The sequence below is a fragment of the Aminobacter sp. BA135 genome (assembly GCF_050859125.1).
GTDB lineage: Bacteria > Pseudomonadota > Alphaproteobacteria > Rhizobiales > Rhizobiaceae > Aminobacter > Aminobacter ciceronei.
On sequence record NZ_CP139572.1, the window covers coordinates 5,251,568 to 5,276,361 of the forward strand.

The 24,794-nt window shown below is 59.7% G+C and carries 16 protein-coding genes and 8 pseudogenes; 7 read left to right on the forward strand and 17 right to left on the reverse strand.

Going from position 1 to position 24,794, the window contains the following annotated elements; genetic code table 11:
• Window positions 1–511: 511 nt before the first annotated feature.
• From SLT36_RS25530 to SLT36_RS25575, 10 genes and pseudogenes are all read right to left on the reverse strand, one after another.
• Window positions 512–1,594, reverse strand: coding sequence for a M24 family metallopeptidase (locus SLT36_RS25530; protein WP_432284860.1), 1,083 nt, complete (start codon window positions 1,592–1,594; stop codon window positions 512–514).
• 237 nt (window positions 1,595–1,831) lie between these two features.
• Complete coding sequence (locus SLT36_RS25535; RefSeq protein ID WP_432284884.1) at window positions 1,832–2,338, reverse strand: sarcosine oxidase subunit gamma; 507 nt, start codon at window positions 2,336–2,338, stop codon at window positions 1,832–1,834.
• Window positions 2,331–5,369, reverse strand: a complete 3,039-nt coding sequence (locus tag SLT36_RS25540; protein ID WP_432284885.1) for a sarcosine oxidase subunit alpha family protein — start codon at window positions 5,367–5,369, stop codon at window positions 2,331–2,333. The genes SLT36_RS25535 and SLT36_RS25540 overlap by 8 nt, the downstream gene beginning before the upstream one ends.
• A complete protein-coding gene (locus SLT36_RS25545; protein ID WP_352610991.1) occupies window positions 5,366–5,632 on the reverse strand; it encodes a sarcosine oxidase subunit delta in 267 nt (88 codons plus the stop codon). Before SLT36_RS25545 ends, SLT36_RS25540 begins: the two co-directional genes overlap by 4 nt.
• A 17-nt stretch (window positions 5,633–5,649) precedes the next feature.
• Window positions 5,650–6,906 carry a sarcosine oxidase subunit beta family protein gene (locus tag SLT36_RS25550; protein WP_432284886.1) on the reverse strand — a complete coding sequence of 419 codons (1,257 nt, stop codon included), beginning with the start codon at window positions 6,904–6,906 and terminating at the stop codon, window positions 5,650–5,652.
• A 560-nt stretch (window positions 6,907–7,466) separates the two neighbouring features.
• Complete coding sequence (locus SLT36_RS25555) at window positions 7,467–9,245, reverse strand: ABC transporter permease subunit (RefSeq protein WP_432284887.1); 1,779 nt, start codon at window positions 9,243–9,245, stop codon at window positions 7,467–7,469.
• Window positions 9,246–9,267: 22 nt separating this feature from the next.
• The gene (locus SLT36_RS25560) at window positions 9,268–10,335 is read right to left on the reverse strand and encodes an ABC transporter ATP-binding protein (protein WP_432288481.1); all 1,068 of its coding nucleotides are present in this window, start codon (window positions 10,333–10,335) and stop codon (window positions 9,268–9,270) included.
• Window positions 10,336–10,511: 176 nt separating this feature from the next.
• Window positions 10,512–11,615 carry an ABC transporter substrate-binding protein gene (locus tag SLT36_RS25565; RefSeq protein WP_432284888.1) on the reverse strand — a complete coding sequence of 368 codons (1,104 nt, stop codon included), beginning with the start codon at window positions 11,613–11,615 and terminating at the stop codon, window positions 10,512–10,514.
• Between the two features lie 71 nt (window positions 11,616–11,686).
• On the reverse strand, window positions 11,687–12,856 hold the full coding sequence (locus SLT36_RS25570) for a M20 aminoacylase family protein (RefSeq protein ID WP_432284889.1): 1,170 nt from the start codon (window positions 12,854–12,856) through the stop codon (window positions 11,687–11,689).
• A gap of 438 nt (window positions 12,857–13,294) precedes the next feature.
• Window positions 13,295–13,549: pseudogene (locus tag SLT36_RS25575) on the reverse strand (transposase); the annotation flags it as partial.
• Between SLT36_RS25575 and SLT36_RS25580 the strand changes: the two are divergent.
• Window positions 13,532–13,860: pseudogene (locus tag SLT36_RS25580) on the forward strand (IS91 family transposase); the annotation flags it as partial. The pseudogenes SLT36_RS25575 and SLT36_RS25580 overlap by 18 nt on opposite strands.
• Before the next feature lie 63 nt (window positions 13,861–13,923).
• Here the strand turns inward: SLT36_RS25580 and SLT36_RS25585 are convergent.
• The 7 genes and pseudogenes from SLT36_RS25585 to SLT36_RS25615 all read right to left on the reverse strand — a co-directional run.
• A pseudogene (locus SLT36_RS25585) lies at window positions 13,924–14,056 on the reverse strand (IS91 family transposase); the annotation flags it as partial.
• 278 nt (window positions 14,057–14,334) lie between these two features.
• Window positions 14,335–15,330 carry a succinylglutamate desuccinylase/aspartoacylase family protein gene (locus tag SLT36_RS25590; RefSeq protein WP_432284890.1) on the reverse strand — a complete coding sequence of 332 codons (996 nt, stop codon included), beginning with the start codon at window positions 15,328–15,330 and terminating at the stop codon, window positions 14,335–14,337.
• Between the two features lie 666 nt (window positions 15,331–15,996).
• Window positions 15,997–16,118, reverse strand: a pseudogene (locus SLT36_RS25595) (transposase); the annotation flags it as partial.
• Window positions 16,119–16,611: 493 nt separating this feature from the next.
• A complete protein-coding gene (locus SLT36_RS25600) occupies window positions 16,612–17,787 on the reverse strand; it encodes a M24 family metallopeptidase (RefSeq protein WP_432284891.1) in 1,176 nt (391 codons plus the stop codon).
• Window positions 17,788–18,230: 443 nt separating this feature from the next.
• On the reverse strand, window positions 18,231–18,395 hold the full coding sequence (locus SLT36_RS25605; RefSeq protein WP_432284892.1) for a hypothetical protein: 165 nt from the start codon (window positions 18,393–18,395) through the stop codon (window positions 18,231–18,233).
• A gap of 12 nt (window positions 18,396–18,407) precedes the next feature.
• Window positions 18,408–18,647, reverse strand: a pseudogene (locus tag SLT36_RS25610) (hypothetical protein); the annotation flags it as partial.
• Window positions 18,646–18,921 carry a hypothetical protein gene (locus tag SLT36_RS25615; protein WP_432284893.1) on the reverse strand — a complete coding sequence of 92 codons (276 nt, stop codon included), beginning with the start codon at window positions 18,919–18,921 and terminating at the stop codon, window positions 18,646–18,648. The pseudogene SLT36_RS25610 and the gene SLT36_RS25615, both read right to left, overlap by 2 nt.
• A gap of 596 nt (window positions 18,922–19,517) precedes the next feature.
• Between SLT36_RS25615 and SLT36_RS25620 the strand changes: the two are divergent.
• From SLT36_RS25620 to SLT36_RS25645, 6 genes and pseudogenes are all read left to right on the forward strand, one after another.
• Window positions 19,518–21,172: pseudogene (locus tag SLT36_RS25620) on the forward strand (MFS transporter).
• Window positions 21,173–21,749: 577 nt separating this feature from the next.
• A complete protein-coding gene (locus SLT36_RS25625; RefSeq protein ID WP_432284894.1) occupies window positions 21,750–22,379 on the forward strand; it encodes an amidase family protein in 630 nt (209 codons plus the stop codon).
• 397 nt (window positions 22,380–22,776) lie between these two features.
• Window positions 22,777–23,000: pseudogene (locus SLT36_RS25630) on the forward strand (IS5/IS1182 family transposase); the annotation flags it as partial.
• A gap of 343 nt (window positions 23,001–23,343) precedes the next feature.
• Window positions 23,344–23,736: a hypothetical protein gene (locus tag SLT36_RS25635; protein WP_432284895.1), complete on the forward strand. Its 393-nt coding sequence runs from the start codon at window positions 23,344–23,346 to the stop codon at window positions 23,734–23,736.
• A 10-nt stretch (window positions 23,737–23,746) separates the two neighbouring features.
• Complete coding sequence (locus SLT36_RS25640; protein WP_432284896.1) at window positions 23,747–24,439, forward strand: ATP-binding protein; 693 nt, start codon at window positions 23,747–23,749, stop codon at window positions 24,437–24,439.
• Between the two features lie 121 nt (window positions 24,440–24,560).
• Window positions 24,561–24,776: pseudogene (locus SLT36_RS25645) on the forward strand (transposase); the annotation flags it as partial.
• Window positions 24,777–24,794: the final 18 nt, after the last annotated feature.

Consider the following 24,794-nt stretch of genomic DNA (forward strand, 5'->3'; position numbering starts at 1 on the left):
TCATCGATCGCCTTATCGGACGCTGAGCGTCTTGGGCTGGCACTTCCATGCAGCATTTCCTGCTTGGTCACGTAGCCGATCGCGATCATTTTCCCGTCACTTCTTCGCTGTCGCGGAGCACGATCCCCCGCGAGGCCGACCGTGACGGGACGCGTCCGGGCCGGCCGAACCGCTAGGCCGCAGCTGCAGCCAAGGACGCGAGCGGACGCTCCTGTGAAGCCAAGCAGCGCGAGGACGCCGCACAGCAGGCGGCGGGAAAAGAGCAGGCGACGAGCGTTTCAGGGTGGGCCGGAACCGCTGCTGTGGTCGCATCAGCAGGTCCAGATCTCTGCCTGCACGACGACGTCGAGCCAAGGATTGGCTCGGCCACGCACTAGCCGTGTCTTGTTTAACCCTTCCTCAAAAAGGTCGCCCGTGCGAAACAAGTGTTAGACGCACAACCAGCGCAGCTTGGTGATGTTAATGCCGGCGCAACGTATTGGCGCTACGCCGGCATTGCAATCCTGAAAAGTCAGCAATTTACCAGCAGGTCACGGGACATGGTGCTTAGCGACTTCGCGCCGTTCTCGGTCACTCTGACAGTCTCACTGAAGACGTAGCCGTCATCCTTCTCAAAAATGCCGATGAGGACGTGGAAGGTCATGTTGGGTTCAATCACGGTGTGGTCGTCCTCCTGGAAGCTGATTCCGCTGTCGACCCAACCGTGGCCGATGGAGTAACCGCTCCGGGATTCCTTACGCACACCGTATGGTTTAAAGGCGCGCTGGAACGCTTGCGAAACTTCAGAGCACGTAACTCCCGGCCGTATCGTTTCGACCTCTGCGAGGAAACCGTCCAAAGCGGCTTGATGTAAGTGCCGAGCCCGAGCGGTCGGCTCACCCAAAAAAACCGTCCGTGACAAGGCGCAGGCATAGCGGTGTCGGAAAGCGCCAATTTCGAAATTAGTCTGACAGCCCATCTTATAGTTTGCGTCGGACCACGAAAGGTGCGGTGCGTTGGCGGGAGAGCCAACCGGCATAGTTGGAAAGGCGCAAACACCCCCGGGAATTTCTGGAGTGCCTTTGACCAAAGCACTCACTATAGCGGCGCCCACGTCACATTCGCGCGCTCCAGAAGCAATCTCGAGCCGGCCCACCTGCATGGCCCTGTCCACAATCTTTCCGGCCTGCTCCATGTACGCAAGCTCGGCTGGTGATTTTACCTTCTTCAGCTTAGCAATCATTCCATCGGCATCGATAAACTTCGATGCGTCCAAGCTGTTACCGAGGGCGGCATGGTCTTTCACTCCAAACGTCTTGGCCGTCAGTTCGACCCCGATTCGGCTCGACTTAGTGCGCTCGCGGATTAGATCGCCAATCGGCTCCCATGCCGTTCGCTGGCTCGACCCAATGTACTTCTCTGGATAACTGAGAATGCGCGACTGCGGTAGGTATGAGGTGGGCGTTGCACACAAAGTGTCGATTTCGCGCAAAATCAGCCACGGATCTTCATCTTCTTGACACACGAGAGCGAGCTGCGGAACGTACTCCGAGTATCCGTCATAACCGGTGAGGTAGTTCATATTATTCTCGTTCATGACAAGCAGCGCATCCATTCCGCGCGCCGCCATTTGCTGTCGCAGCCGAGCAGTGCGCTCGCGGTATTCCTGCTGACTAAATCCAGGTACGCGTCCCTGTTGACTAGATGTGGGCATGAGCAGCTTTCTCCTATCTTGGTAAATGGCGATCGCAGGAGGCGATCAATTGGTTTTGCTTTCTTCAAAGGCGCCTAGAACCCCGATTGTTCATTTGGCTAGGTGGGCAGCCCACGTCGCCCGGTTCGAGGCGGTAAGTCAGGTACCGGCCGCGGAGGCGTCGGCAATCCACTCCATCAAGCCCTTGCTGAGGCTGCGCGGGACGAGGAGGTCGCATTCGAACCCGCTCCTGCGCAGCAGCAGCACCGGCATGCGATCGAGACCGACCTGGACTGCCCGTCCATCTCCCAGTGTCTCCCAATCCGCCGTGACGCACCGCTCCAGCACCTGTTTAAGGCCCCTGCCGGAAAGCCGGACCCGAACCCTGCCCTCGCCGAGCGGGAGTGCGCAGCCGCGTTCCATGTCGACGTCGATAACAGGCGGCGGGCCGTCGCAAAGCAGCCAGAACCGGCGCGGCGCAATGCGGATGACGAGCCACTCATCATGACGAGCAGTGTCGCCGACCTTGTTCGGCAGCGGCCCGCCCAGTATCCTATTCAGGACCACCTCAAATTGTGCCATCGCGCCATCCCATCCCTCGAGTTGGAGGATAGAGCAGTCATAAGCCGCCATTTCGAACCCGGCCATGTTCGAACCATCAGTCATGCAGCCGCTCCCCATTCGGGTCGAGGAATATAGGCGAGACTATCCGGGCCCGAACCGTCTGGCCCTTCATGGGATAAGTTGCGACGATCTCGGTGCCCTCCTCCGCGGCATTCCGGGCAAGCAGTCCCAGCCCGACCCACGCGTCCAACGTGGGGCTGTAGGTCACCGAGGTGATACGGCCGAGACCGTGGCCATGGATCGGCTCGCCAGGCCTGAACAGGATCGAGCCGCCGCGCAATGGCTTGCCCGGTTCGAGGCTGCGCAGCCCGACAAGCCGCGGGCGCGCCTGGTCGCTGAAGGCTTCGCGGCGGCCAAGCACATCGCCCACATAGCCGCTGCGCTTGCCCGCCATGCGGCTGAGTCCGAGGTCGTCGAGCGTCGTCCTGCCGTCGATCTCCGGTCCCGCGACATGCCCCTTCTCGACGCGCAGGGCGCCCAGGGCCTCGACGCCGTAAGGCTTCTGGCCAAAAGGCGCGCCGGCCTCTATTAGCCGGCACCACACCTCCTTGCCCACGCTCGCGCCGGCATAGATCTCGTAAGCCCGCTCGCCGGAAAAGCTGAGGCGGATGATGCGCAAGGGCCGGCCGTTATACTTTGCCTCGATCAGTCCCATATGCGGCAGCGCCGCGTTGGAGACGTCGAGGTCGGGAAACGCTGCGGCGACGATATCGCGGCTCTTCGGACCGGCAACTGACATCGCAGCCCATTCGTCGCTGACCGAGGTCACCGACACGCGCAGGTCTGGCCAGGCGGTATCGAGCAGGAATTCGAGCCGGGCCATTACGTCCGCGGCCTTCGCGGTCGATGTCGTCATAAGAAAGTGCCGCTGGCCGAGCCGGGTCGTTGTGCCATCGTCGAAGACGATGCCGTCGTCGCGCAGCATGATGCCGTAGCGCGCGCGGCCGATCGGCAGTTTGGCAAAACCATTGACATAGACGCGTTCGAGGAAGGTAGCCGCGTCCGGCCCTTGTATGTCGATCTTGCCGAGCGTGGAGATGTCCATCAGCCCTGCCGCCTCGCGCACCATCCGCATCTCCGCGACATAGGCCTCATCCACATCGCGGCCGGAAGCACGGTAGAACCAGGGCCGTATCCAGGCACCGGTCTCAAGCATCTGCGCACCGTTGGCGACATGCCAGTCATGCATTGGCGTGCGCCGGAACGGCTTGTAAAGATGGCTCTGGCTGCGCCCAGCCAGCGCACCAACGGCAACTGGTGTATAGGGAGGCCGAAATGTAGTCGTGCCAACGTCCGGAACCGCCATCCCCCGCAGACCGGCCATGGCGGAAATCGCGCTGAGATTGCTTGTCTTGCCCTGATCGGTGCCCATCCCAAGCGTCGTATAGCGCTTCAGATGCTCGACCGACTCATACCCCTCACGATGCGCCAGCGCGACGTCACTTACGGTTACGTCCATCTGCAGGTCGATAAAGGCCTTGCCTTTGATAAGTTCCGCCTTTGGGTTCCCGAACCCCCTCTGCGCCGATCGAAGGGGGAAACTATGCTCCGGCCGCCCAGCCTGGCTACCATCCTTTCCCCCCACGAAGTGAGGCGCGAGGAGCGGGCTATCATTAGGTCCAGCGTCATCGAGGCTAAAGGGCGGCTGGACGGATTTCGTTGCGCCGCACAACGCAGCTGCCTCTGCCCCCGCGCGATGTCCCTCCTCGATGGCGCCGGCTATGATGAAGCCTCCTGTCATAGCGCCGGCCACGAACTGCCCCGCTCCGAGCTTTCCGGGAACGAAAGCGTTTATGTCCTCGCGATATACCGGCCTTACCCCAAGATGGGAGGTCAGATGCATCGTCGGCGACCAACCGCCCGAGACCACGACCAAGTCGCATTTCAGCGTAATCGTACCGCCCGGTTCGGAAAGCGTAACAGCGCGTACAGCATAACGCCCCAAAGCATTGGAGATCAGCGATTTCCTGCGGACGGCAATGCCACAGTGGCGCGCCTGTTCCAAAAGTTCATGTGTCGGTTCCGCGCGGCTGTCAGCTATCGTCACTTCGGCCCCGGCTGCCGCGAGGTCAAAGGCTGCGGAATAGGCGCTGTCGTTGCCGGTTGCGACCATCACCCTCGTACCCGCAACTACGGCAAAGCGGTTCAGATAGGTCCGCGCCGCGGAGGCCAGCATGATGCCGGGCCGGTCATTGTTGGCGAAGGTAAGCGGCCGCTCGATCGACCCCGTAGCGTAGACGATCGTTTTCGCCCGCAAAAGCGCCATTATCTGGCGCGCCTCGCCTTTCGCCGGATCGGTGGTTGCTGAGCTGTGCCGCTCCACGAGCCCGAGCACATTGCTGTCATAGGCACCGAACGCGGTGGTGCGCGTCATCATCGAAACATTTGGCATGTCGGCGAGCCGTGCGAGCGTTACGGAAAGCCAGGCCCGGGCCTCGCCGTCCGCCGGCTCCGACAGAAGACAGCCCCCCTCCATAAAATCCTGCTCAACGAGAACCACCCTGGCGCCCGCCTCGCCCGCAGCAAGCGCGGCCGAAAGTCCCGCCGGTCCGGCCCCGATCACCGCCACATCGGCGAACAGATGACGGATTTCGTAGCGGTCAGGATCGGGCTCTTTCCCCGCGCGGCCGAGCCCCGCCGCCTTGCGGATGAAGTGCTCGTAAAACATCCAGGCCCGCCGGGTCGGACCCATGAAGGTCTTGTAGTAGAAGCCCGCCGACAGGAACGGCGAGAACAAGCCGTTGATGCCTTGGACGTCGAACTTGAGAGATGGCCAGCGGTTTTGGCTTTCGGCAACCAGGCCGTCCGCCAGTTCCACCGTGGTCGCAGGCAGATTCGGTTCGCGCCGCCCGCCGGTTCCTAAAGTCATGAGCGCATTCGGCTCCTCGGGCCCGGCCGAATAGATTCCGCGCGGGCGGTGATACTTGAAACTGCGGCCGACGAGGCTCACGCCGTTCGCCAGCAGCGCCGACGCGAGCGTGTCGCCGCGGAAACCAGCCATCGCCTTTCCGTCGAAGGTGAACGCAACCGGCTGCGAACGATCAATCTGACCGCCATCCTTGAGCCGCCTCATGCGCGCGCCTCCCGTGCGGACCGGGCCAAGGAAATCTCGTGGTTGCGTGTATCGCGCCCGACCACCAACCATTGACGGCAGCCCATCACGTGCTGCCAGTACTCGCGATGCGGGCCGGCCGGGTTCTCGCGCACGAAGACGTAACGGTACCAGGCCTCGAAATCCGCGTCGTCGTGGACAGGACGGATGACCGACGCGTCACCGCCGTAGCGGAACTCGTCGTGGTCGCGCGGACCGCAGTAGGGACATTCGATGCGTAGCATGGTCTTGGGTCTCTCGGTTATTGCAGCCAGGCGAACGGCCCGACGCCGGCCTCGTCGATCGTGCGGCCGGTGCGGAAACGGTCCAGGCTGTAGCCGGCGCTGAGCGGATGCGCCTTTCCGGTGGCGATGGTATGCGCGAAGCACCATCCTGAGGCCGGGGTGGCCTTGAAGCCGCCATAGCACCAGCCACCGTTTAGGTAGAGCCCGTCGACTGGCGTTGAGCAGATGATGGGGCTGGCGTCCGGCGTCATGTCCATCACCCCGCCCCAGTGGCGCAAAATGCGCAGGCGAGAAATGCAGGGCATTAGCGCGACTGCCGCCTCCGCGACTTCGCGGACCATCCCGAGATTGCCGCGCTGAGCATAAGAATTATAACCGTCAAGACCGCCGCCGAAGACCAGCCCACCCTTGTCGGACTGGCTGACGTAGAAATGCTCGGTGCCGTGGGCCACGATCTGGTGGACAAGGGGCTTGATCGGCTCCGTCACGAAAGCCTGCAGGACATGGCTCTCGATCGGCAGGTCGAGGCCCGCCTTCCGGCCGAGGACCGATGTGTGACCCGCCACCGCAAGCCCTACTTTCCCGGCCCCAATCCGGCCCTTTGTCGTCTCCACGCCGACGATGCGCTCGCCGTCACGGACGAAACCCGTTACCTCGCAGCCCTGGATGATGTCGACACCATGGTCGTCGGCGGCGCGCGCGTAGCCCCAGGCCACCGCGTCATGACGTGCCGTGCCGGCGCGGCCCTGCAAGATCGCGCCATGGATCGGGGAACGCGCCGTTTCGGAAAAATCGAGGTAGGGGACGAGCCGCCGCACCTCGTCGCGGTCGAGAATGTCGGCGTCGATGCCGTTCAGCCGCATGATATTGGCGCGGTGGCCGAAGCCATCGAGCTGGTCGGCCGAATGGGCCGTGATGAGCATGCCGCGCTGCGAGAACATGACATTGAAATTCAGCGCCTGCGACATGCCCTCCCAGAGCTTCATCGAGAACTCGTAGAACTGGGTGTTGCCGTCGAGCAGGTAGTTAGAGCGAATGACAGTGGTGTTGCGGCCGACATTGCCGCCGCCGACGTAGCCCTTCTCTAGCACGGCGACGTTGCGTATGCCGTGGTTCTCGGCGAGGTAGAATGCGGTCGCGAGGCCGTGTCCGCCGCCGCCTACAATGACAACATCATAGGCCGGCTTCGGATCGGGAGCGCGCCAGGCGCGCCGCCAGTACCTTTGGCCGGCGAGCCCATTGCGCAGGATGGAAAAAACCGAATAGCCGCGCATGCCGGGCCCTCTATTTGACGTACAGGAGTTGCACGAAATTGCCGAAAGTTCCCGCGCGCCGCCCGGTAATTCGGATCGGTTCGTACACCGCGTGGCCCCGATCCTTCAGCCAGATAGCTGGCGCGCGGTGCGGCTACGCCTCCGCAGCAACCCACATGGAACGGGGAAGCGCCCTGTCCCGTAGTCGAGGTGGGGTAGCAATCTACAATTTTCAGGCGCGAGAAGGACGTCTTTGATCTGCACTGCACTGCACTTCACTTTGCGTTGACGGGCGGATGCAGTTCTAATCACTGCGCGTCAAGTATGCGCCACTTGGTCTTGAATTCACCAACATAAAGTCACGATCGGTACCATCGCGTTTTCAGATGACAGATGACGATACCCTTGCATGCCGCTTGGCTGGAAGTGGACCCCGTCGAAAGGTGGACGGCTGTAGATCGCCCCGAATGACATCCCCGCCGCCAGCGCCGAATTGAGGCCTTTAGATCCTTGTCCTGATGCATGGATCGAGAGCAGCTTCACGCTACAGTCTACCCACCTCTGACACTGAAGGCGCTATCTCAAGCCGCAGCTGCTGGACCCGCGCGCTGAAGGCTAGGCGTCGATCGCCACCCCGCGACGTAGAGGACGATTAGACAGAGTACCGGGATGAGGATCAATAGCGATGACACAGCGGCAATTGTAGGATCGATCTGGTTGCGAATATTCTCCCACATCTTCAATGGCAATGTGCGGATTGAGAATCCGGCTACCAGAGATGTGACGACGACCTCGTCGAAGGAGGCGAGGAACGCGAACACTGCGCCACCAATAATACCAGGCCTGATCAAAGGCAACGTTACCCTAATGAAAGTCCGCAAAGGATTTGCCCGCATGCTCATGGCCGCCCGTTCCAGCGCGGGATCGAAATTCGCCAGCGTGGCGGACACGATCACGACGACATAGCCGATAGCGCCGATGGTATGCGCTAAGACGATGCCAGTCATCGAGCCGAGCAGCCCGAGTTTGAGCAGCCCGAGATAGGTCGCTATTGCCACGACGATAACCGGAAAGGTGATAGGCGTCAGGATCACCATGGTCAAGATACTGCGCAGCCGCGGAAGACTGCGATTGAGGCCGTAAGCCGCAAGCGTGCCAAGGATGGTGGATAGGATAGTAGTCACAATGCCGATCTGGATGCTGGTCCAGGCGGCGCCATACCACGACGGATCGCTGAAGAAGGCGCGATACCACTGCAGCGAAAGGCCTGGGGGCGGAAATTGCAAAAACTGTCCCGCGCTAAACGACATGATGACGACGAGTAGTTCCGGAACCAGCAAGTAGAAAATGACCAACACTAGGAATATAATGCCGACAATCTTCGACCAATTGTTTTGACCGGCAGCTTGGTAGAGATGCGTCGTCCAACGTTTCGCACGACGCGGAGTAAAAATCTCGTCTAGATGGCGTTTAAAACCGCCGAAAACCGGCAGTCGATTGGTCCAAGACTTTCGCGCCGGTTGCGCCGCTCGTCCCTGTGTGCCAGAAAGATCAAGACCGAACGTGGAGAGCACGACGATAGCGACCGCCAAGAGGATAAAGGCCGATGCGGCGACACGCCCCATGTCAAAGAAAGTCTGGACCTGCGACGCGATGAAGGTGGAAAGCATGGCGTCACCCAACCCGCCAAGGGCTGCGGGCGTGATGTAGAAGCCGAGGCAGATCACAAAGACCAACAGACAGCCGCTGCGCACGCCCGGCATGCTGAGCGGGAAGAATACCCGCCAGAAGGCGGTGAACGGGCGCGCGCCCATGCTACGGGCGGCTGTCATGAGCGACTTATCGATACCCATCATGACGCTAACCAGTGCCAGGATCATCATCGGCAGCATGATGTGTACCATACCGATATACAAGGCTAAGCGGTTATAGATGAGTTCGAGAGGACTGGAGATCAGTCCAAGTTCGAGCAGCAGATTGTTGATCAAGCCATTGTCGCCGAGGATCACGATCCACGCATAGGTGCGCGCTAGCAGACTGGTCAGATAGGGGATGACGACGACCAAGATGAGAGCCATGCGCAGCCTCTTCGATGCCGCCACGATCAGATAGGCCGTAGGGTAGCCGACGAGGAGGCAGATTGCCGTGGCCAACCCGCTGATCTCGAGGGTCTGGTAGAGCACACGGATGTTCGCCGGCTGGCTGAAAAACGACCGGTAGTTGGCAAGCGAGAAGGCGGGCGCTTTGAGGCTGGTCAGGAAGAGCAGGATGATCGGAATGCCGAATACGACGAGCAGCACAGCGATGGCGGGGGCCGTGAGCACGATGGGCATTCGGCCCAGTTTCTGAAACGTCTTCATCCCGATTTCCCTTTTCGGCGCCTCACGCACTGACAAAGCGAACGTCTGAGCGCAACCAGTCGAGACGTACCTCATCGCCAGCTCGAAAGATCTGTTGGCCCGCGGCAACGTGTTCGCGCACAATCAGCACACTGTTCCCGGCGCGCACATAGTATTTCCGCAACGGGCCGGCATAAATCATGTCTGCGACAGTGCCGGCGACAGACTGTCTTTGGTCAGAGTCGGCTCGCATAGGAGCCGCGCGAGCGGCTACGCAGATACGTTCTGGCCGAAGCATCGCGACGGCGCCGGCAGGCGGCACGGCATCGGAGTCGACTTTGAACCCACAATTTTCGAGAATGTTGGCGTCGCCTAGAAAATTTGCCACGAACTGCGTCGCGGGTCGGTCATAGAGAGCCTCTGGTGCACCGGTTTGCTCGATTCGACCGTCGCGCATGACGACGATGCGGTCCGACAGCGTCAGCGCCTCCTCCTGATCGTGCGTGACGCATACAGTGGTTTTGGCAAACTCTCTGTGCAGGCTCTTGATCTCGCCCTGCATCTGCTCACGAAGATTGCGGTCAAGGGCGCCCAGTGGCTCGTCGAGCAGGAGGATCGGCGGATCGGCTATCAGCGCTCGCGCAAGCGCTACGCGCTGCTGCTGGCCCCCGCTTAGTTGCGATGGCATCCGGCCGCCATAATCCTTAAGGTGTACGCGCTCAAGCATTCGATCGACATGCGTTGCCCTCTCGGCGGCCCTGACGCCGCGCATTTCGAGCGGGAATTCCAGATTCCGGCGCACTGTGAGGTGCGGAAACAATGCATAGCTCTGAAAGACGATGCCCTGGTCGCGCCGGTAGGACGGTACCGAGGCGACCGAATTCCCACCAATCAGGATGTCTCCTTCCGTAGGCGCTACGAACCCGGCGAGCAGCATCAACGCAGTGGTCTTGCCCGAACCGCTTGGCCCGAGAATAGTCAAAAACTCGCCGCGACGAACCTCAAGTGACAAGTTCTTCACCGCAGCGACCGCGCCATACATCTTGGTCACGTTGCAGAACTCAATCTGCGCCGAAGCCGAACTCATTTCCAATGCTTCATCCTTGGCCATTGGCAGGGGGGTGCTTTTGAGATGCAAGGTCATGATTGATCCTCCAACACGCGACACGAAAGCGGCGGCCTGGCACATTGCTTCGAAGCAGGATGCCGGCCGAGGCGGCTCAATCCATTCCTCAGTCAGGAAGGCGACCATCTGGCCGCCTTCCCCAGACACTCATTGATCGGCGATCACTGAAGAATCCACTCGTTCCAACGCTGGACAAGCCGCTCCTCGTTTGTCACGCCGTCTGATCCTGCCGCAGTATACCACTTGGAGTCCATCACTATGCTAGACTTCAGGTAATCAGGGTTGCTGGCGAATTTTCGTCCGACATCGACCGGAAGCAGTTTATACGCATTTCGGTTCGCCGGGCCATAAGGTATGAGCAGCGCAAATGCGGCCTGCCTATCGGCGCGTGTGATGAATTCAATGAATTTCTGTGCGTTCTGCAGATTTTTGGCGCCCTTTGGAATCCCCCAACTTTCCCAAGTCACCTTTTGTTGGTTTCGATTGACCTCAACTGGCGCGCCCTGATCCACCAATGCAACCGCCCGGCCGTCGTAGGATTGCGCGAGATCGACAACCTTGTCGTGCAGCAACTGCTGGTTTTCGGATCCGGTAACAAACCATTTGCGGATGTGCGGCTTAATCTTGTTCAAGCTGGCGAAAGCCCGGTCGATATCCAAGGGATAAAGGGCATCAGCAGGCACACCGTCCGCCAGCAGAGCTTCTTCCCATGGGCCCCCTGAACCGTACACGCCGGATGACAACGTGCGAACCCCGGGATACCTGCTGACATCCCAAAATTCTGCCCAGGTGGTCGGCCGCGGTTTGCCAACTGGGTACTTCTCGGTATTGTAAACCATACAGAATGCGTAGACGATCGACCCAACCGTATAGTCATTCTTGGTGAAGTCTATAATCGCATCCAACTCGTCTTTCTTGTATATGGAATAATCGATCTTCTCCAGGAGCTGCTTCTCAGGAGCTTTGACAGCTGTGTTCGCGGACACAGGGATCACGTCCACAGAAACGCTATTGGTCGACACCATCAGCTCAAGCGTGGCTGTGGGGACTTCTTCAGCAACCGCAGTCACCTTTATTCCCGTCTCGGCTTCGAAAGGCTTTACATAGGCTTCGATGCACGCCTTTGCGTAATCGCCACCATTGAGCGCGACCTTCAGTTCGCCCGAGGACTGAGCAGCAGCGCGGCGGGACTGGTAAGACATCGCACCTACCGCGATAGCGGATGCTCCATGCATGAAACGTCTGCGGTTAATTGGCATGCTCATTGTTCGTTCCTCCTCAAAATGCCGTCGCTGGACGGGATTCCTTCTTTGTTTCGCAATTCAGTGGTACGGCCTTAATCACGGGCCGCCAGCGTCGTATCGACCAGGTTCACCCAATAGCCGATGCCATAGGGCAGCGCTTCGTCATTGAAGTCATACGCCGGGTTGTGCAATGCAGCGGTCGGGCCATTGCCGAGCTCAATGTAAGATCCGGGCCGAGCCTCAAGCATGTAAGCGAAATCCTCACCTCCCATGCTGGGTCGCAGCCTATCGTTAACGGACTCAGATCCGACGAGACCGCATGCCGCCTTTATCGCCACGTTAGTCGCTTCCGTGTGGTTTACCATGCAGGGTTCGAGCCGCCGATGCTTAAACTCAATTTCCGCGCCGTATCCTTGCGCTATGCCTTCGGCGCATTTTCTGATCTGTCGTTCAGCATATTCTCTGAGTTCGGATGCGAAGGACCGCACGGTCCCGGATATATTAACATATTCTGGTATAATGTTGTATGCTGTGCCGGCTTCTAGCTTGGTGACAGAAATAACGAGGGAATCGAGCGGGTCCGTGCCCCGCGAGATCAAAGTCTGGAGGCCGAGGACGATTTGTGCGGCAATAACGATTGGATCGATGGTCCGATGCGGACTGGCTGCATGCCCCCCCCTGCCCTTGACGATTATGTCGAACTCATCAAGAGCGGCAGCGGTAGGGCCATCGCAAATCGCGAACTTGCCAACGTCTAGGCCCGGCGAGTTGTGCATCCCAAAAACCTGGGAAATCTCGAACCGCTCCATGATGCCTTCCTGGACCATCCTTTGACCGCCCAGTCCATCTTCTTCCGCCGGCTGAAAGATCAGGGCCACGGAGCCCTTGAAGTTGCGCGTCTTTGCCAGGTATTTCGCCGCACCCAGCAACATGGCCGTGTGACCGTCATGGCCGCACGCGTGCATCTTGCCCGGTATTTGAGAAGACCAGGGCTTGCTTGAGGCTTCTAGGATCGGCAGGGCGTCCATGTCGGCTCTCAGCCCGATCGTCGGTCCGTCTCCGCCTTCGCCCTGAATGATTGCGACAATACCGGTTTCTGCGATCGCCGTTTCGATATGATTGATGCCGAATGAAGCTAGTTTCTCGGCGACGAAGCTAGCCGTGTTGTGAACTCCATAGCCGAGCTCGGGATTCTGGTGGAGGTAGCGGCGCCACTCGGCTGCCTCGCCCTGCAAATCCCGGAAAGTCTCAACGCTGTGCATCTGTTGTTCCCAAATTATCGGCGAGGCGACTTAGCGCCTTCATCAAAATCAATCGCCCGGCGCCTTCCGTCAAATGCAGTTTGTATATCGGCCTCATCTAAGACCGAGATGGCTGTCTGAGTAGTCACTGGGAAGATTATGATGTGGGGGTCATTGCGTCCGTCGACCCTGATGCCGCGATGCTGGCACGATCGATGCTGGGGCGGTGTCCTGTCCTTATGAGGTATCCGGCTGCGGTCGTGACGGCCCAAAAATACGCCATCGCGCTAGCGTGGCGGTGTGCGCAGAATGCCGCCACAGCAGGGTCAGACCGGTGGGTCAAAGCGCTGGAGCCTCCTTGGTGGTCTCGCCGGCTGCGGCTGTCGGAGCGGCCTTCATCGCCACCGCGAGTTGCCGGATGATGACGTGTCGGGTCGGGACGGCATCCATTGGCGAGGAAGCCATAATGTAGATATAGCGGCCGAGATAGGCGAGGACTTGCTCGGGGGAGCCGAACGGCGGCTTGGCATAGACGATCCAGTTGTTGCGACGAAGCTGCCGGATCGCGGCCGTGAAGGCATGGGCCTGACCGATCCCGTCGAGCGTGCCGGAGAAGCGTAGTCGCCCACCCGCATAGGCCGCATGGAGCCGCCAGAGGAACAGCCGCTGGAATAGACGGGAGAGGACATGGATCGCTCCTGCCGCAACCGGCATTGTCCCAAGTGTCAGAGCGCGACGCGCGAACAGTGACTCGCCGACCGTCAGGCCGATCTTCGCCGGTGCCTTACCTTCCACGTCGTGTTCACGGTGCCGGCCGAAGTCGCCGAGATCGCCTTCACGATTAGGCTGTCGTCTATGCCATCCTGTTCGACGCCGTCGCCGCAACGCTCAAGACCATCGCCGCCGATCCGCTGTACCTCGGCGGTAAGATCGGGTTCCTGGCCATTCTTCACACATGGGGCCAGGCGCTCACCCATCATCCGCACCTTCATTGCCTCGTCCCCGGCGGCGCTCTCTCCCGATGGGGACTGGCTTAGCTGCCAGACGCTTCTTCCGAAAGCAATAGGAGACGCAGGCGTGTGCGCAGTCCTCACAGGCCTCGACATGACCCCGAAGCGCCGCAGCTCGGCAGAGCTCTTTCGCGGACATAGCGCGACGCTCGACGCGGCCGAGATGGCCGTCATGGGCAACACGATAGGCATGATCGTGGCGACGGAAGATATCCGCTACCTAGCTCGGAGCTCGGAGCGCTTCGCTGGGACTCGGGCGGGCGGCACCAACTCCAGCGTCAGGCGGTCGAGCGGGCTTTGCGTCCTGGCGATCGTGCCTGTTGCCACATGGGTATAGCGCGCCGTCGTCGAGAGGTTTGTTGCCGACGAAGCAGACTTCGTCGCGCACAGTGGGGCTTTTTAAACAGCCAGCTCACTAATCTAAGAGGCACCGGCATCTTATCTCCTTTTCCTGCTGATTCAGTCAGGAGTTCGATGCGCGTCCGACACTCAGAGTTTGAGCGGCCGCGCAACGAGCGCTACTGCCTCGTTGACGTCGACATGCGCCCCCGATCTTATGCCTAAGACGATGGATGGCCCTGGTGCGCGAATGTCAATGGACTCCGTTGATAGCGAATCCATCGGATGCAGGACGCCTACGAGATCTCCCTGCTTCACTTCATCCAGCACCGAGCAGCGAGGTTCGAAGATGCCCGGTGCAGGCGATTTCAACTCATCGGACGGACGCGTTTCGAGTGTTTGGGTGGACTTCTGTTGACGGAACGTTGGACACTCGGCTTTACCGTCGACCAGCCCGAGCGCCATGAGCGCGTTGCGTACTCCAGCCTCGTAGATCGCGAGATTGTCCGCGCCGACCGTGCCCCCTCCGAATTCAGTGCAAACAAATACCTTGCCCTCGTTTTGGGCCGTGATATCAAACATTCCAGCCGTGTCGTTGTGTTGCCAGACCAATGTCAAAGGCAAGTTGAACGCTTCCGCCATTCTCACCGTCCTGGCCATGAGATCGAGATCGGCAATGGGGTGCGTCGTGGCCGCCGGTGGAAAATGCCAAGTTGGTCCGAAGCTGTGCAGGTCAAATACGGTGTCGGCCATTGGCAACAATACGCGCGAAACCGCGTCCGCGATTCGTTCGGTCACTGATCCATCGGCACGGCCCGGAAAGACGCGATTGAGATTCAACCCGTCGAGCGGAGTATTGCGGCTCCACGCCTGCACGGCCAATGGATTGAGCACCGGTAAGACGATAACCCTTCCACAGGTTTGTGCTTCCGCCAGCCAATCAATAATCCGTCGCGCGACAATTGGCCCCTCCAATTCATTGCCATGATTTCCACCGGTTACAAGAAGGCGCGGTCCCTCTCCTCGATTGAGACTGAAGACCGGGAGCGAAAGCTCCCCACGGTCGGCACCTCCCGGGACAACAAGATGCCCCCTGCTCACGCCGTACTCATGCAGATCAAACGTGAGATGTGGTGCCTTGCTCATTGTTCAGCCTATTGTGGGTATCGGACGACCTTGGCGCCGGAATTGCGTTTCTCCGCTCTGCAAATATGCGCCAACCAGTCTTCAATTCGCCAATATAATGTCCCGGACGGTGCCATCGCGTTTTGAGATGGCCAGCGCCTGCTTTGTTGAACAGCCACTGCTTCGACATTCACAAGGAAGAACCGCAAACGTTGGAAATAGGCCTCCCTTCCACGCGGATCCACTTTTTCCTTAGGCCGGTACGAAATAGGAGGCGTTTTTGCTTCGCAATATATTTTTGCATAGTGCAATGTTATGCTGGCCTGAAGGACATCCTCAACGTCCACGGCCGCTGCGGTGGTACCCCAGGTTAATCGCCGCAACGAGCGTTTCGATGACCTCCTGGGCCAAGTCGTGCAGGGATTCGGTCTCCGGACATTACTCCTAAGATCCTAGCCGATAAGACGTCGTTCCTCTACGAGCGCGGTAGGCAGCCGAAGCCGACGATCGGAACCTGGCAGGACCAGCTTGATGCCCTGCTGCCTCAACCAAGACAAGCCCGAGCGTGAGCGGCTGACGCTCCGCGCGAGACGCATGAGATTGTGTTCGACGCGCATGACAAGGCGTTTGCCTTCTTCGGTGCGCCTGCACGCACGAACATCTACGCTGCACGCCGGCATCAGCCTCAGGTCGCAGCACATTCCGTGGGAGATCGAGGTCGCGGGCAGCCTTGGCCATCGCTACGCCCCGATCCTTGATCAATCTCACCGCCTCAAGCTTGAACTCGCGGCGGATTTCCTTCTCTGCATTCCAACTCTCCAGTTCCGCTAAACACCTTATCTCGGTGTCCACGAAACCGGCAGCAGGCCACTCCCCCCTTGGACTCCGGGCTACCGCGAGAGGGTGAAGAGCGAACCAGTTCGCTTTGTGGGACGCGGGGCGCAGGTGTGCAACCGTGCAACCTGCCCTTGACCGTCCATCAAAATTCGCATCGCTGGATATGGAACGGCCAGGCCATGCATCTCGACCGGTACATAGAACCTATAAGTGTCTCAGGTATCAGTGCGCTGCAGAATGGTCGCGTGCCGTCAATAGCGTCGCGGCGCTCACCCAACTGCATGCTGCTGACTCAAGAGTGGGAGCGCGAAATAGCTCCAGGTGAGCCCAGAAGACTCAGATTCCGAGAAATCGAGGTACGCGATGCCTGGTACAAAGTCCTTCAAGCATGCTCGGAGGACATTCTCGGAGAGCCGCACCGCGGCCACGCATTCATCATTCGCCTTGATTCGACTAGCCTAAGCGTCATGCGCGATAGAGCGTGGGGGGCGTTTGACTCAGTAGTTCCGCACCACGCTCTGTCACCAGCACGTGAGCGCCAGCCCCGAATAAGTAGCCGTTTTCGCTGCACAATATATTTGGCATGTGCAAGGTCATGCCGGCCTTAAGCATATCCTCTGCGCCCGGCTCCAAGCTCAGGTCACCGCGTTGAGTCCAATTGATGCCAGTCTGGTATCCCGTTCGTTGGCGAAAGACACCCTTGCGCCCAGATCGCTTCAGCACCTCACGGCCGGCAGCGTCCACTGCCGCCGCGGAGATACCCGGCTTAACTGCGGCAACCAGGGCGTCAATGACCTCCTCGGCCAAGGTGTGTAGAGACTCAGCCTCAGGATGCCGCCCAAGCACGGCGCACCGGACCATCCCTACCGTGTACCCGTGTTTCGATGCACCGATTTCCAGAAAAGCCGGCTCGTTGTTACTAATTGGATGCCGAGATGGGGGGCCATGCGGCAACTTCGTCCGTTCCCCGAACAAAATGGTAGCGGGAGCAAGCCCAACTTCCCCGCCAGCGTTGCTGGCCTCTGCGCTGATGGCCGCCGCCATGGTCGCTGCAATCTCCAGTTCAGTAACACCTTTCCGTAGCGAGCTTTGGAAGGTTCGGACTGCTAGGTCAGTCATGTGCATTGCGTCCCGCATGCACTCCAGTTCTAGCTCGCTCTTCACCGCTGCCACCGAAGACACTAGCCGAGTCGCGTCAGCGATCTTTAAGTCGGGAAGCTGCGTCTGAAGCGCAGTGACATCTGCCAGCGCGAGGTTCCAGCAACCAAGCTCCAAACCGATCCTCTTGCTTTGCAAGCCATACCGACGAATGACGTCCGCACACACTTTTCCAAAATCTTGCTGGTGGGTATAAGTAACTATCTCATCAATGCAACTATAGGCACGAACCGCTTGCTCGTCATACTGTCGTACCACATATATTGGCGACCGACCGGGCACCATGATCAAAGGAAACGGTGCGAAGTACCCACCACTGCCATCGTATCCGCTGAGATAGCGAAGATGGCCATGGGCTGTCACTACAAGAGCGTCTAGCCCCGCGCTCGCCACTGCCGCCAGCACGTTGAGCTGCCTGCGCTCGTACTCGGATCTCGGGAACGGGACACCCGTCAGAGGAATAGCTGAGGACATCGTCGCCATATCTCACCTCAATGATTTGCCATGTAGTGGTTTGGTTGCGCAACAGCACGCATCGGACCGATGTTAGAAGCTGTCGCTTAGCGTTCCGGGCTTTGGTTCAGGCAGACATTCAACCGTCCTAGCGGTTTGCGTCAAATGCAGTTTCTATATCGTCGTCATCTGGCGGCGAGATGCAGCAAAGGCATAGCGATCGATGAGGACAATTCCTGCTCCGCCACGCATTCAGTTCGCGGTGAAGTGCTTGCCAACTAAGACTCCAAGAACCGTCAGAGAGTGAATGTTGAAAATCGCGCGAACGAGGCATCCTGCGGCGGGTCGGATGCGATTGCAACCGTAGGGCAGTGTGCGGGAGAAAGCGACGGATGAGCTTGTGCGAGTCGAGCGTCACGACCCTCGCTTGCCGAGATGGCGCTCGTCCCGCCAGCGGAACGCGACCGATCGTCCTAATCCTCGACTGGCAACAGGCGGTGGTGGTCAAACCAGTCGAGATGATGTTCGTCCAAAACCTTTGCGTTGCAGTCATCCTCGGCCCCGGTGCGCAGTGGCTCGCCGTCGCGCTGCTGACCAATCTCCGGGGTGACCGCGCTGTCGGTTGCCGGGCAATTCATGATGACTTCGTATTAGAGTATAAGGAACTTTTTTGATTCAGGCTCTAAGAGCCGGCGGGATTTCGATTTTTCTGCACTGAAGTTGACGTTAGCTGAAATTAGCCTAGGCGAAATCAGGTCATCGGGTAAGTCATGGTCCGGATTGTGCAGCGCCGGGTGCCGCTCGCCTGCACCAAGAAAGAACATCGCCGAAGCTGCTTTGCGGCCAAACACGCCGAAGTCTTCTGATGCGCGCATCGGCAGGTTTTCCTCAGAGCCAGCCGCAGATGCTCCACCGCCTGGCAAAGAAGATTTCTGGTAGTCCCAGTGAGCAGCAAGGCGATGCTGGCTGGCGATCCTGTGGCCAGCGCCTCGGCGGCGGCGCACAGGTCCGCCATGCGATGCCGAACACCGCCTCGCCCATCGTAGTATGGGTGACGGTCACCATGCCGAAATCGTCGTCGGCAAAGGTTTCGCGTTCGAGCGCAGGCAGGGCCGGCATCAACTGGATGATCGCAATCATTGGCGACACGCCGGTCTCGGGCATGGGCGATTGCCCTCCAGCTCGATGCGCATGCCGCGTGACGCACAGTTGACCACACCGGTCCTGAGGCGCACCTCGCCGAACGGCACGCCGGGCAGATTGTGCAATGAGAAAGATCCGGCGCGATCTCGCCGAAGCGAGGATCGGCGACGACGCTGGCTGCCCCATGGCTGGTTTCTTTAGGTGGCAGCGAGTTCTCGACCTCCGTGGTCTTGCGACCAAGCATGCGTTCCAGATGGCGCACGCGTTCTCGATCTCCCGAATACGGACTTCGCCACCGCATCGATGTAGACCTGCACCGCAGTCGCGTCACCTCGGGCATGCGACGCTTACAGGCAAAGAGTTAGGATGTAAGAACGGATCGTTCATAGTTTAAACATAGGCGCAAGCCTATGTCCTATCCCCTACGCTGCCTGTCCAATCAAAACGGGTACGTTGCAGGTTGCGTATCGCGTCACTGTTGCGGCCGATTGTCTACCCGGGGCCATCTCGCTGCCAGATGACCACAATACAAAGACTGCATTTGACGCATCCGACCGGTAATTGAATCATGTCCCGCCAAGTGGTGTAGGCTCGGCGGAACACAATCGGTCGGAGCAATGAGCAGAGCGGCGGGCGCAGATGCGGATGGAGTTTCTCCAGCAACGTTTGCGCCGCTCAGGAATCCGACGTTTCGCTCGATCTGGCTGGCCTCTCAAGTCTCCTCCCTCGGCTGGCTGATGCAGACTGTTGCCATCAGTTGGCTGATGGCCACAGTCTCGACCTCCGATCTGATGGTTGCGCTGGTGCAGGCGTCATCTAACCTGCCCGCTTTCGTTTTGTCCGTTTTCGCCGGAGTTCTCGCTGACAATTTCAGCCGTCGCAGGGTCATGTTCGCCGGCCGATGCCTCATGGTGATAGCCTCTGCAATGCTCACCGCGTCCGTGGCGCTGGGCTTTGTCAGTCCGTGGATGATCCTCGGCTTCAGCTTCTTGATTGCAAGTGGTACCGCGCTCAACGATCCCGCCTGGCAGGCCTCGGTTGGCGATATGGTGGACCGACGCGATGTTCCCGCTGCCGTCACCCTCCTGTCCGTCGGCTTCAACACTGTCCGAACCGTGGGCCCAGCGCTCGGCGGCATCGTGGTTGCCTCGTTCGGGCTTCTGGCGGCTTTCGCCGTAACCACACTCACCTATCTGGTCCCTTTGGTCACCATATGGCGCTGCAAGTGGAAGGTTCGCTCCTCACCTCTTTCGCGTGAATCGATGACACGGCGATCCATGACGGTCTGCGCTTCACGGCGATGTCATCGGAAATCAAGGCGGCGATCGCGCGCGGAACCCTCCTTGGCCTGACGGGCATTTCCATACTTGCGCTACTGCCGCTGGTTGTCCGCAATCAGTTGGAGGGCGGGCCGCTCGCCTATGGCGCGCTGATGGCGGGATTCGGGACAGGGGCTGTCATCGCCGGTATCTCCAACAGCCTGTTCAGACGGAACTTGTCTCAAGAGCGGCTGATGACCCTCGCGTGCGTCGCCTGCGCGGCGTGCTCCCTCTCCCTTGCGCTGACCTCTTCGATCGCAGTGGCGGCAGTTGCACTCGCCTTGGGCGGCGCGGGTTGGGTCAACGCCTGGTCCGGGGTCGGGGTGAGCGTGCAGATGGCAAGCCCGCGCTGGGTCGTAGGGCGCACCATCTCGATTTATTATGCATTGATAGACGGCGGCATCGCGGCCGGCAGCTGGATATGGGGCACGGTGGCGCAGAACCATTCCCTGACCCTGGCACTGGAAGGTTCAGCTGGTGCTTTGTTGCTCGTAGCTGCAGCCGGTTTTTTGTTTCCTCTTCGCGACCGCCACGAATCCGAGCCCGATCCTTTGGAGCAATTCGACGCCCCGGCGGTCGCGCTTAATCTGAAGCCGAGAAGCGGCCCCATCGTGGTCAAGGTTGAGTATTTGGTACCTGCGGAAAATCTCGAAGCCTTCCTGGACCTCATGCGCCAGCGCCGACATGTGCACAGCCACGTCGGTGCTCGGCACTGGACGCTCGAGCGCAACCTGCAGAAGCCTTTACGATGGACAGAGACATTCCGCACGCCGACCTGGACCGACTACATCCGCTTGAATCATCGTCTTACCGAGGCAGACAAGAAACTGGACGATAAGATCCTCCTTCTGCACAAAGGAAAGCATGCACCGCAAACAACGCTGTCAATCGAGCGGCCGACAAGTGCCCCTCGCAAGGCCGAGCAATCGACACCTTTTTTCCCTCGCCATTGAACGGAGGACCAAGCGTCTCAGGTCGAATTGATGCGCACTGCAGACTGAATAAAAATAGATAAGAAGGAACGTCATTGCAGCATAACAAAATCGAGAAGGCCACAAGCAATGATTGCCATCATGAGTCTGACAAACATAATATAGCGCACCTTGTAAAATGAAGAGTCGTTCACCCGTGCCAACATCTCTTGGCGATCTGACGGCATGCGAGTGCCTCGAGCTATATCGAACGCGGCAGGTCTCGCCGATTGAAGTCATTGATGACTGTCTCAGTCGCATCGACGCAAACAACCCGACGCTGAACGCATTTTGCCTCGTCGATCACCGAGGGGCGAGGTTTGTTGCCCGGGCTTCGGAAGGCGCTGGATGAAGGGCGAGCCCGCCGGAGTTCTCGATGGAATTCCGGCCACCATCAAAGATCTACCTTGACGCGGGCTGGCCGACAAGGCGTGGATCACTGTCCAGAAGCGCCGACGAGGCTTGGACAGACGATGCGCCCGTTACAGCTCGCATTCGCGAGGCCGGTGCCGTTATCCTATTTTAGGTAAGACAACCACCCCGGAGTTTGGCTGGAAAGGTGTTACAGATAGCCCCCTCTTGGCATCACCCGCAACCCTGGGATCCTGACCTGACGCCTGGCGGATCCTCAGGCGGCGCGGCAGTCGCGGCGGCCCTCAACCTCGGCCTTCTTCATCAAGGTAGCGATGGTGGGGGATCAATCCGCATACCGGCGAGCTTCACAGGATTCGGCCTCAAGCCGAGCTTCGGCATCGTTCCGCAATGGCCTGCTAGCGCTATGACCACGCTGTCTCACTTGGGGCCGATGACCCGCACGGTTACGGATTCGATCCTGATGATGAATGTCATCGCACGAAAGGACGCTCGCTACGGTTATGCGGGACCCGCTTATCCCGGTATCGAGGTCGATCCACCAAAAACCCTCAAGGGTCTGCGCATCGGCTACAGTCGAGACCTTGGGTATGTGAAAGTGGCGCACGACATTCAAAGAGTTACCGACAAGGCGGTCGACCAGCTTCGGGCTCTTGGAGCCGAGGTGATCGAAGTCAATCCGGTATTTACCACATTTTGGTTCGCCGGCGCAGCCCGTATTCTGTCGCGAATGAAGAGAAAGCAAAGGCAGCTCTTAGATCCCGGCTTTCTGGAAGGTGCCGAACGCGACATGACGATCCCGCTTGCCGAATTTTAGGGAGCGGAGGCGACAAGGTTCGAGCTTTGCGCTGTCATGGCGAAGTTCCACGAAGACGGGGACCTCCTGGTCACACCGACAATTCCTATCGCCCGTTCCCGGCGAAATGTCCCAGATGATAGTTACACTGGGTGGGTGGACTGGACCCCATTCACCTATCCGTTCAACCTCACACAGCAGCCTGCGGCATCTGTACTCTGGCCTGGATGATCACGGGCTCCCCGTTGGGCTCCAACTGGTCGGTGCGCGTTATTCCGACACCTCCGTTCTTGCGGCGGCATATGCGATCGAAAGCCGCCTGGGACATCTTTCTTTGGAGAACAGCTTCACCGCTGCCGTCCCTTGAAACATCGATCCGGAGCTTGGGACGAGAATCCTCGAGATCATCCGCTAGCATGGCTGGCGGATGCTGCCGATCCATTTCGGCGCCTGGCAGACGGTTTACGGCTGGTTTCGCGAGGTGGCGCGGCGATTTCTGTCCAGATCATTCACGACGTGGCGCCGATGCTGGATCGCGAGCGAGCCGGGCGCGAGGCCGGTCCAACGGCGGGCGTGATCGACCGAGGAAGCCACGCGATAAGGCGACAGTCGAGCCCGTGTCGGCATTGTCGAACGCTGGGTCCTGGGCCGCTTGCGCAACCGGATGTTCTACAGCCTGGCCGAGGTGAACGCGGCGGTCGCCGAGTGCATAACCGATCTCAACGACACACGGGTGCTTTGCTAGTTCAGCAAAACGCGGCGCCAGCTGTTCCAGGAGATCGACGCGCCGAACCTCAAGCCGCTGCCGGTGGGACGGTGAGTCCACGCTGAGTGGAAGCGCTGCCGAGTCGGACTCGATTACCACATCGCGATTGAGCACCACCTTTACTCGGTGCCCTGGCGCTTCGCCCGCCGCGAGGTCGAGGCTTGAATTACGGCACACACCGTCGAAATCTTCCTCGATGGCGAACGCATCGCAGCCCACATGCGTGGCAGCGGCAACGGGCGGCATACGACGATCCTCGAACATATGCCGTCGAGCCATCGGCGCTACCGTGAATGGACGCCCGTGGAGATCCGGGAGGAAGCGGCGCGGATCGGGCCGATGCTGTCGTTGCTGGTCGAAAAGATCATCGAGGATCGGCCACATCCCGAGCAGGATTACCGTGCATGCCTCGGCATCATCGGCCTGGAGAAGCGCTTCGGCGCCCAACGCCTGGAAGCGGCCGGGCGGCGCGCACTGGAGGTCCAGGCGCGCAACTATCCCTCGGTCAAATCGATCCTCAAGAAGGGGCTCGACAAGATTCCGGTGCGCGAAACCCCGGACCACACGCCGATCTTCCACACCAACATCGGGGGCTCCGGATATTACCACTGAAGGGACTACAATGCTCAAACATCCGACACTCGAACTGCTGGGGCACTCGGTCTGGCCGGCATGGCCTGAAAGCAATAGCGATGCCGCCAACCTCAGCCACGCCGAATGGCTTGCCCTGTTGCTCGATCACGAGGGGACCTACCGCAATGACCGGCGCCTTGCGCTTCGCTTTCGTCATGCGCGGCCACGCCCCCATGCTCGTGCCCCGAGGATGTCGATTACCGTGCTGCGCCGCGGTCTCGATCGCCGGCTGTTCGACAAGCTGCTGAAGGGCGACTGGATCGCTGCCCATGAGAGCTTGGCCATCGTCGGGCCGGCCGTGGCCGGGAAGAGCTGGTTGGCCTGCGCCATCGGTCACAAGGCCTGCCGTGACAACCGTTCGGTCCTCTACACCCGACTGCCGCGGCTCATCGATGACCTGTCCCTGGCCAAGGGCGACGGCCGCATCGCCGCGCGCATGAAAGCCTCGCCAGGGTCGATCTCCTCATCCTCGACGATTGACCACCTGCTCGAAATCCTCGAAGACCGGTACGGGCGTCGCACAACGCTGGTGACCAGCCAACTCCCGGTGACCCGCTGGTTCGATCTGATCGGAGATCCCACCTACGCCGATACCATCCTCGACCGCCTCGTTCACAGCGCTCACCGGCTCGGACTCACCCGTGAATCCATGCGCAGATCCATCATCTCCGCTGCCGCTTGACCGAGCCACAAATGCAGTGACATCTTCCCCGACGATCAGGTGCTGCACCTACGCACGATCAGATCGGAATGCTGCGCGGCATCAGATCGGAATACAGGCGCGCCATCATCGAAATGCGCAGGAGATTGACGGCAAGGTGAAGGCTTTCCTTGAGCGGCCGATCGAGGGTGACTTGCCGTATTTGTGGATCGATGCGACCTACCTGAAGGCGCGCCGCGGCGGCCGCATCTTGTCGGTCGCCATCATCATTGCCGTCGGCGTCAGCAGTGGCGGACGGCGCGAGGTTCGGGCATGGAAATCGGCACCTCGGAGGCCCGAACCTAACTGGACTGAGTATGCAACTTAACCATCAAGA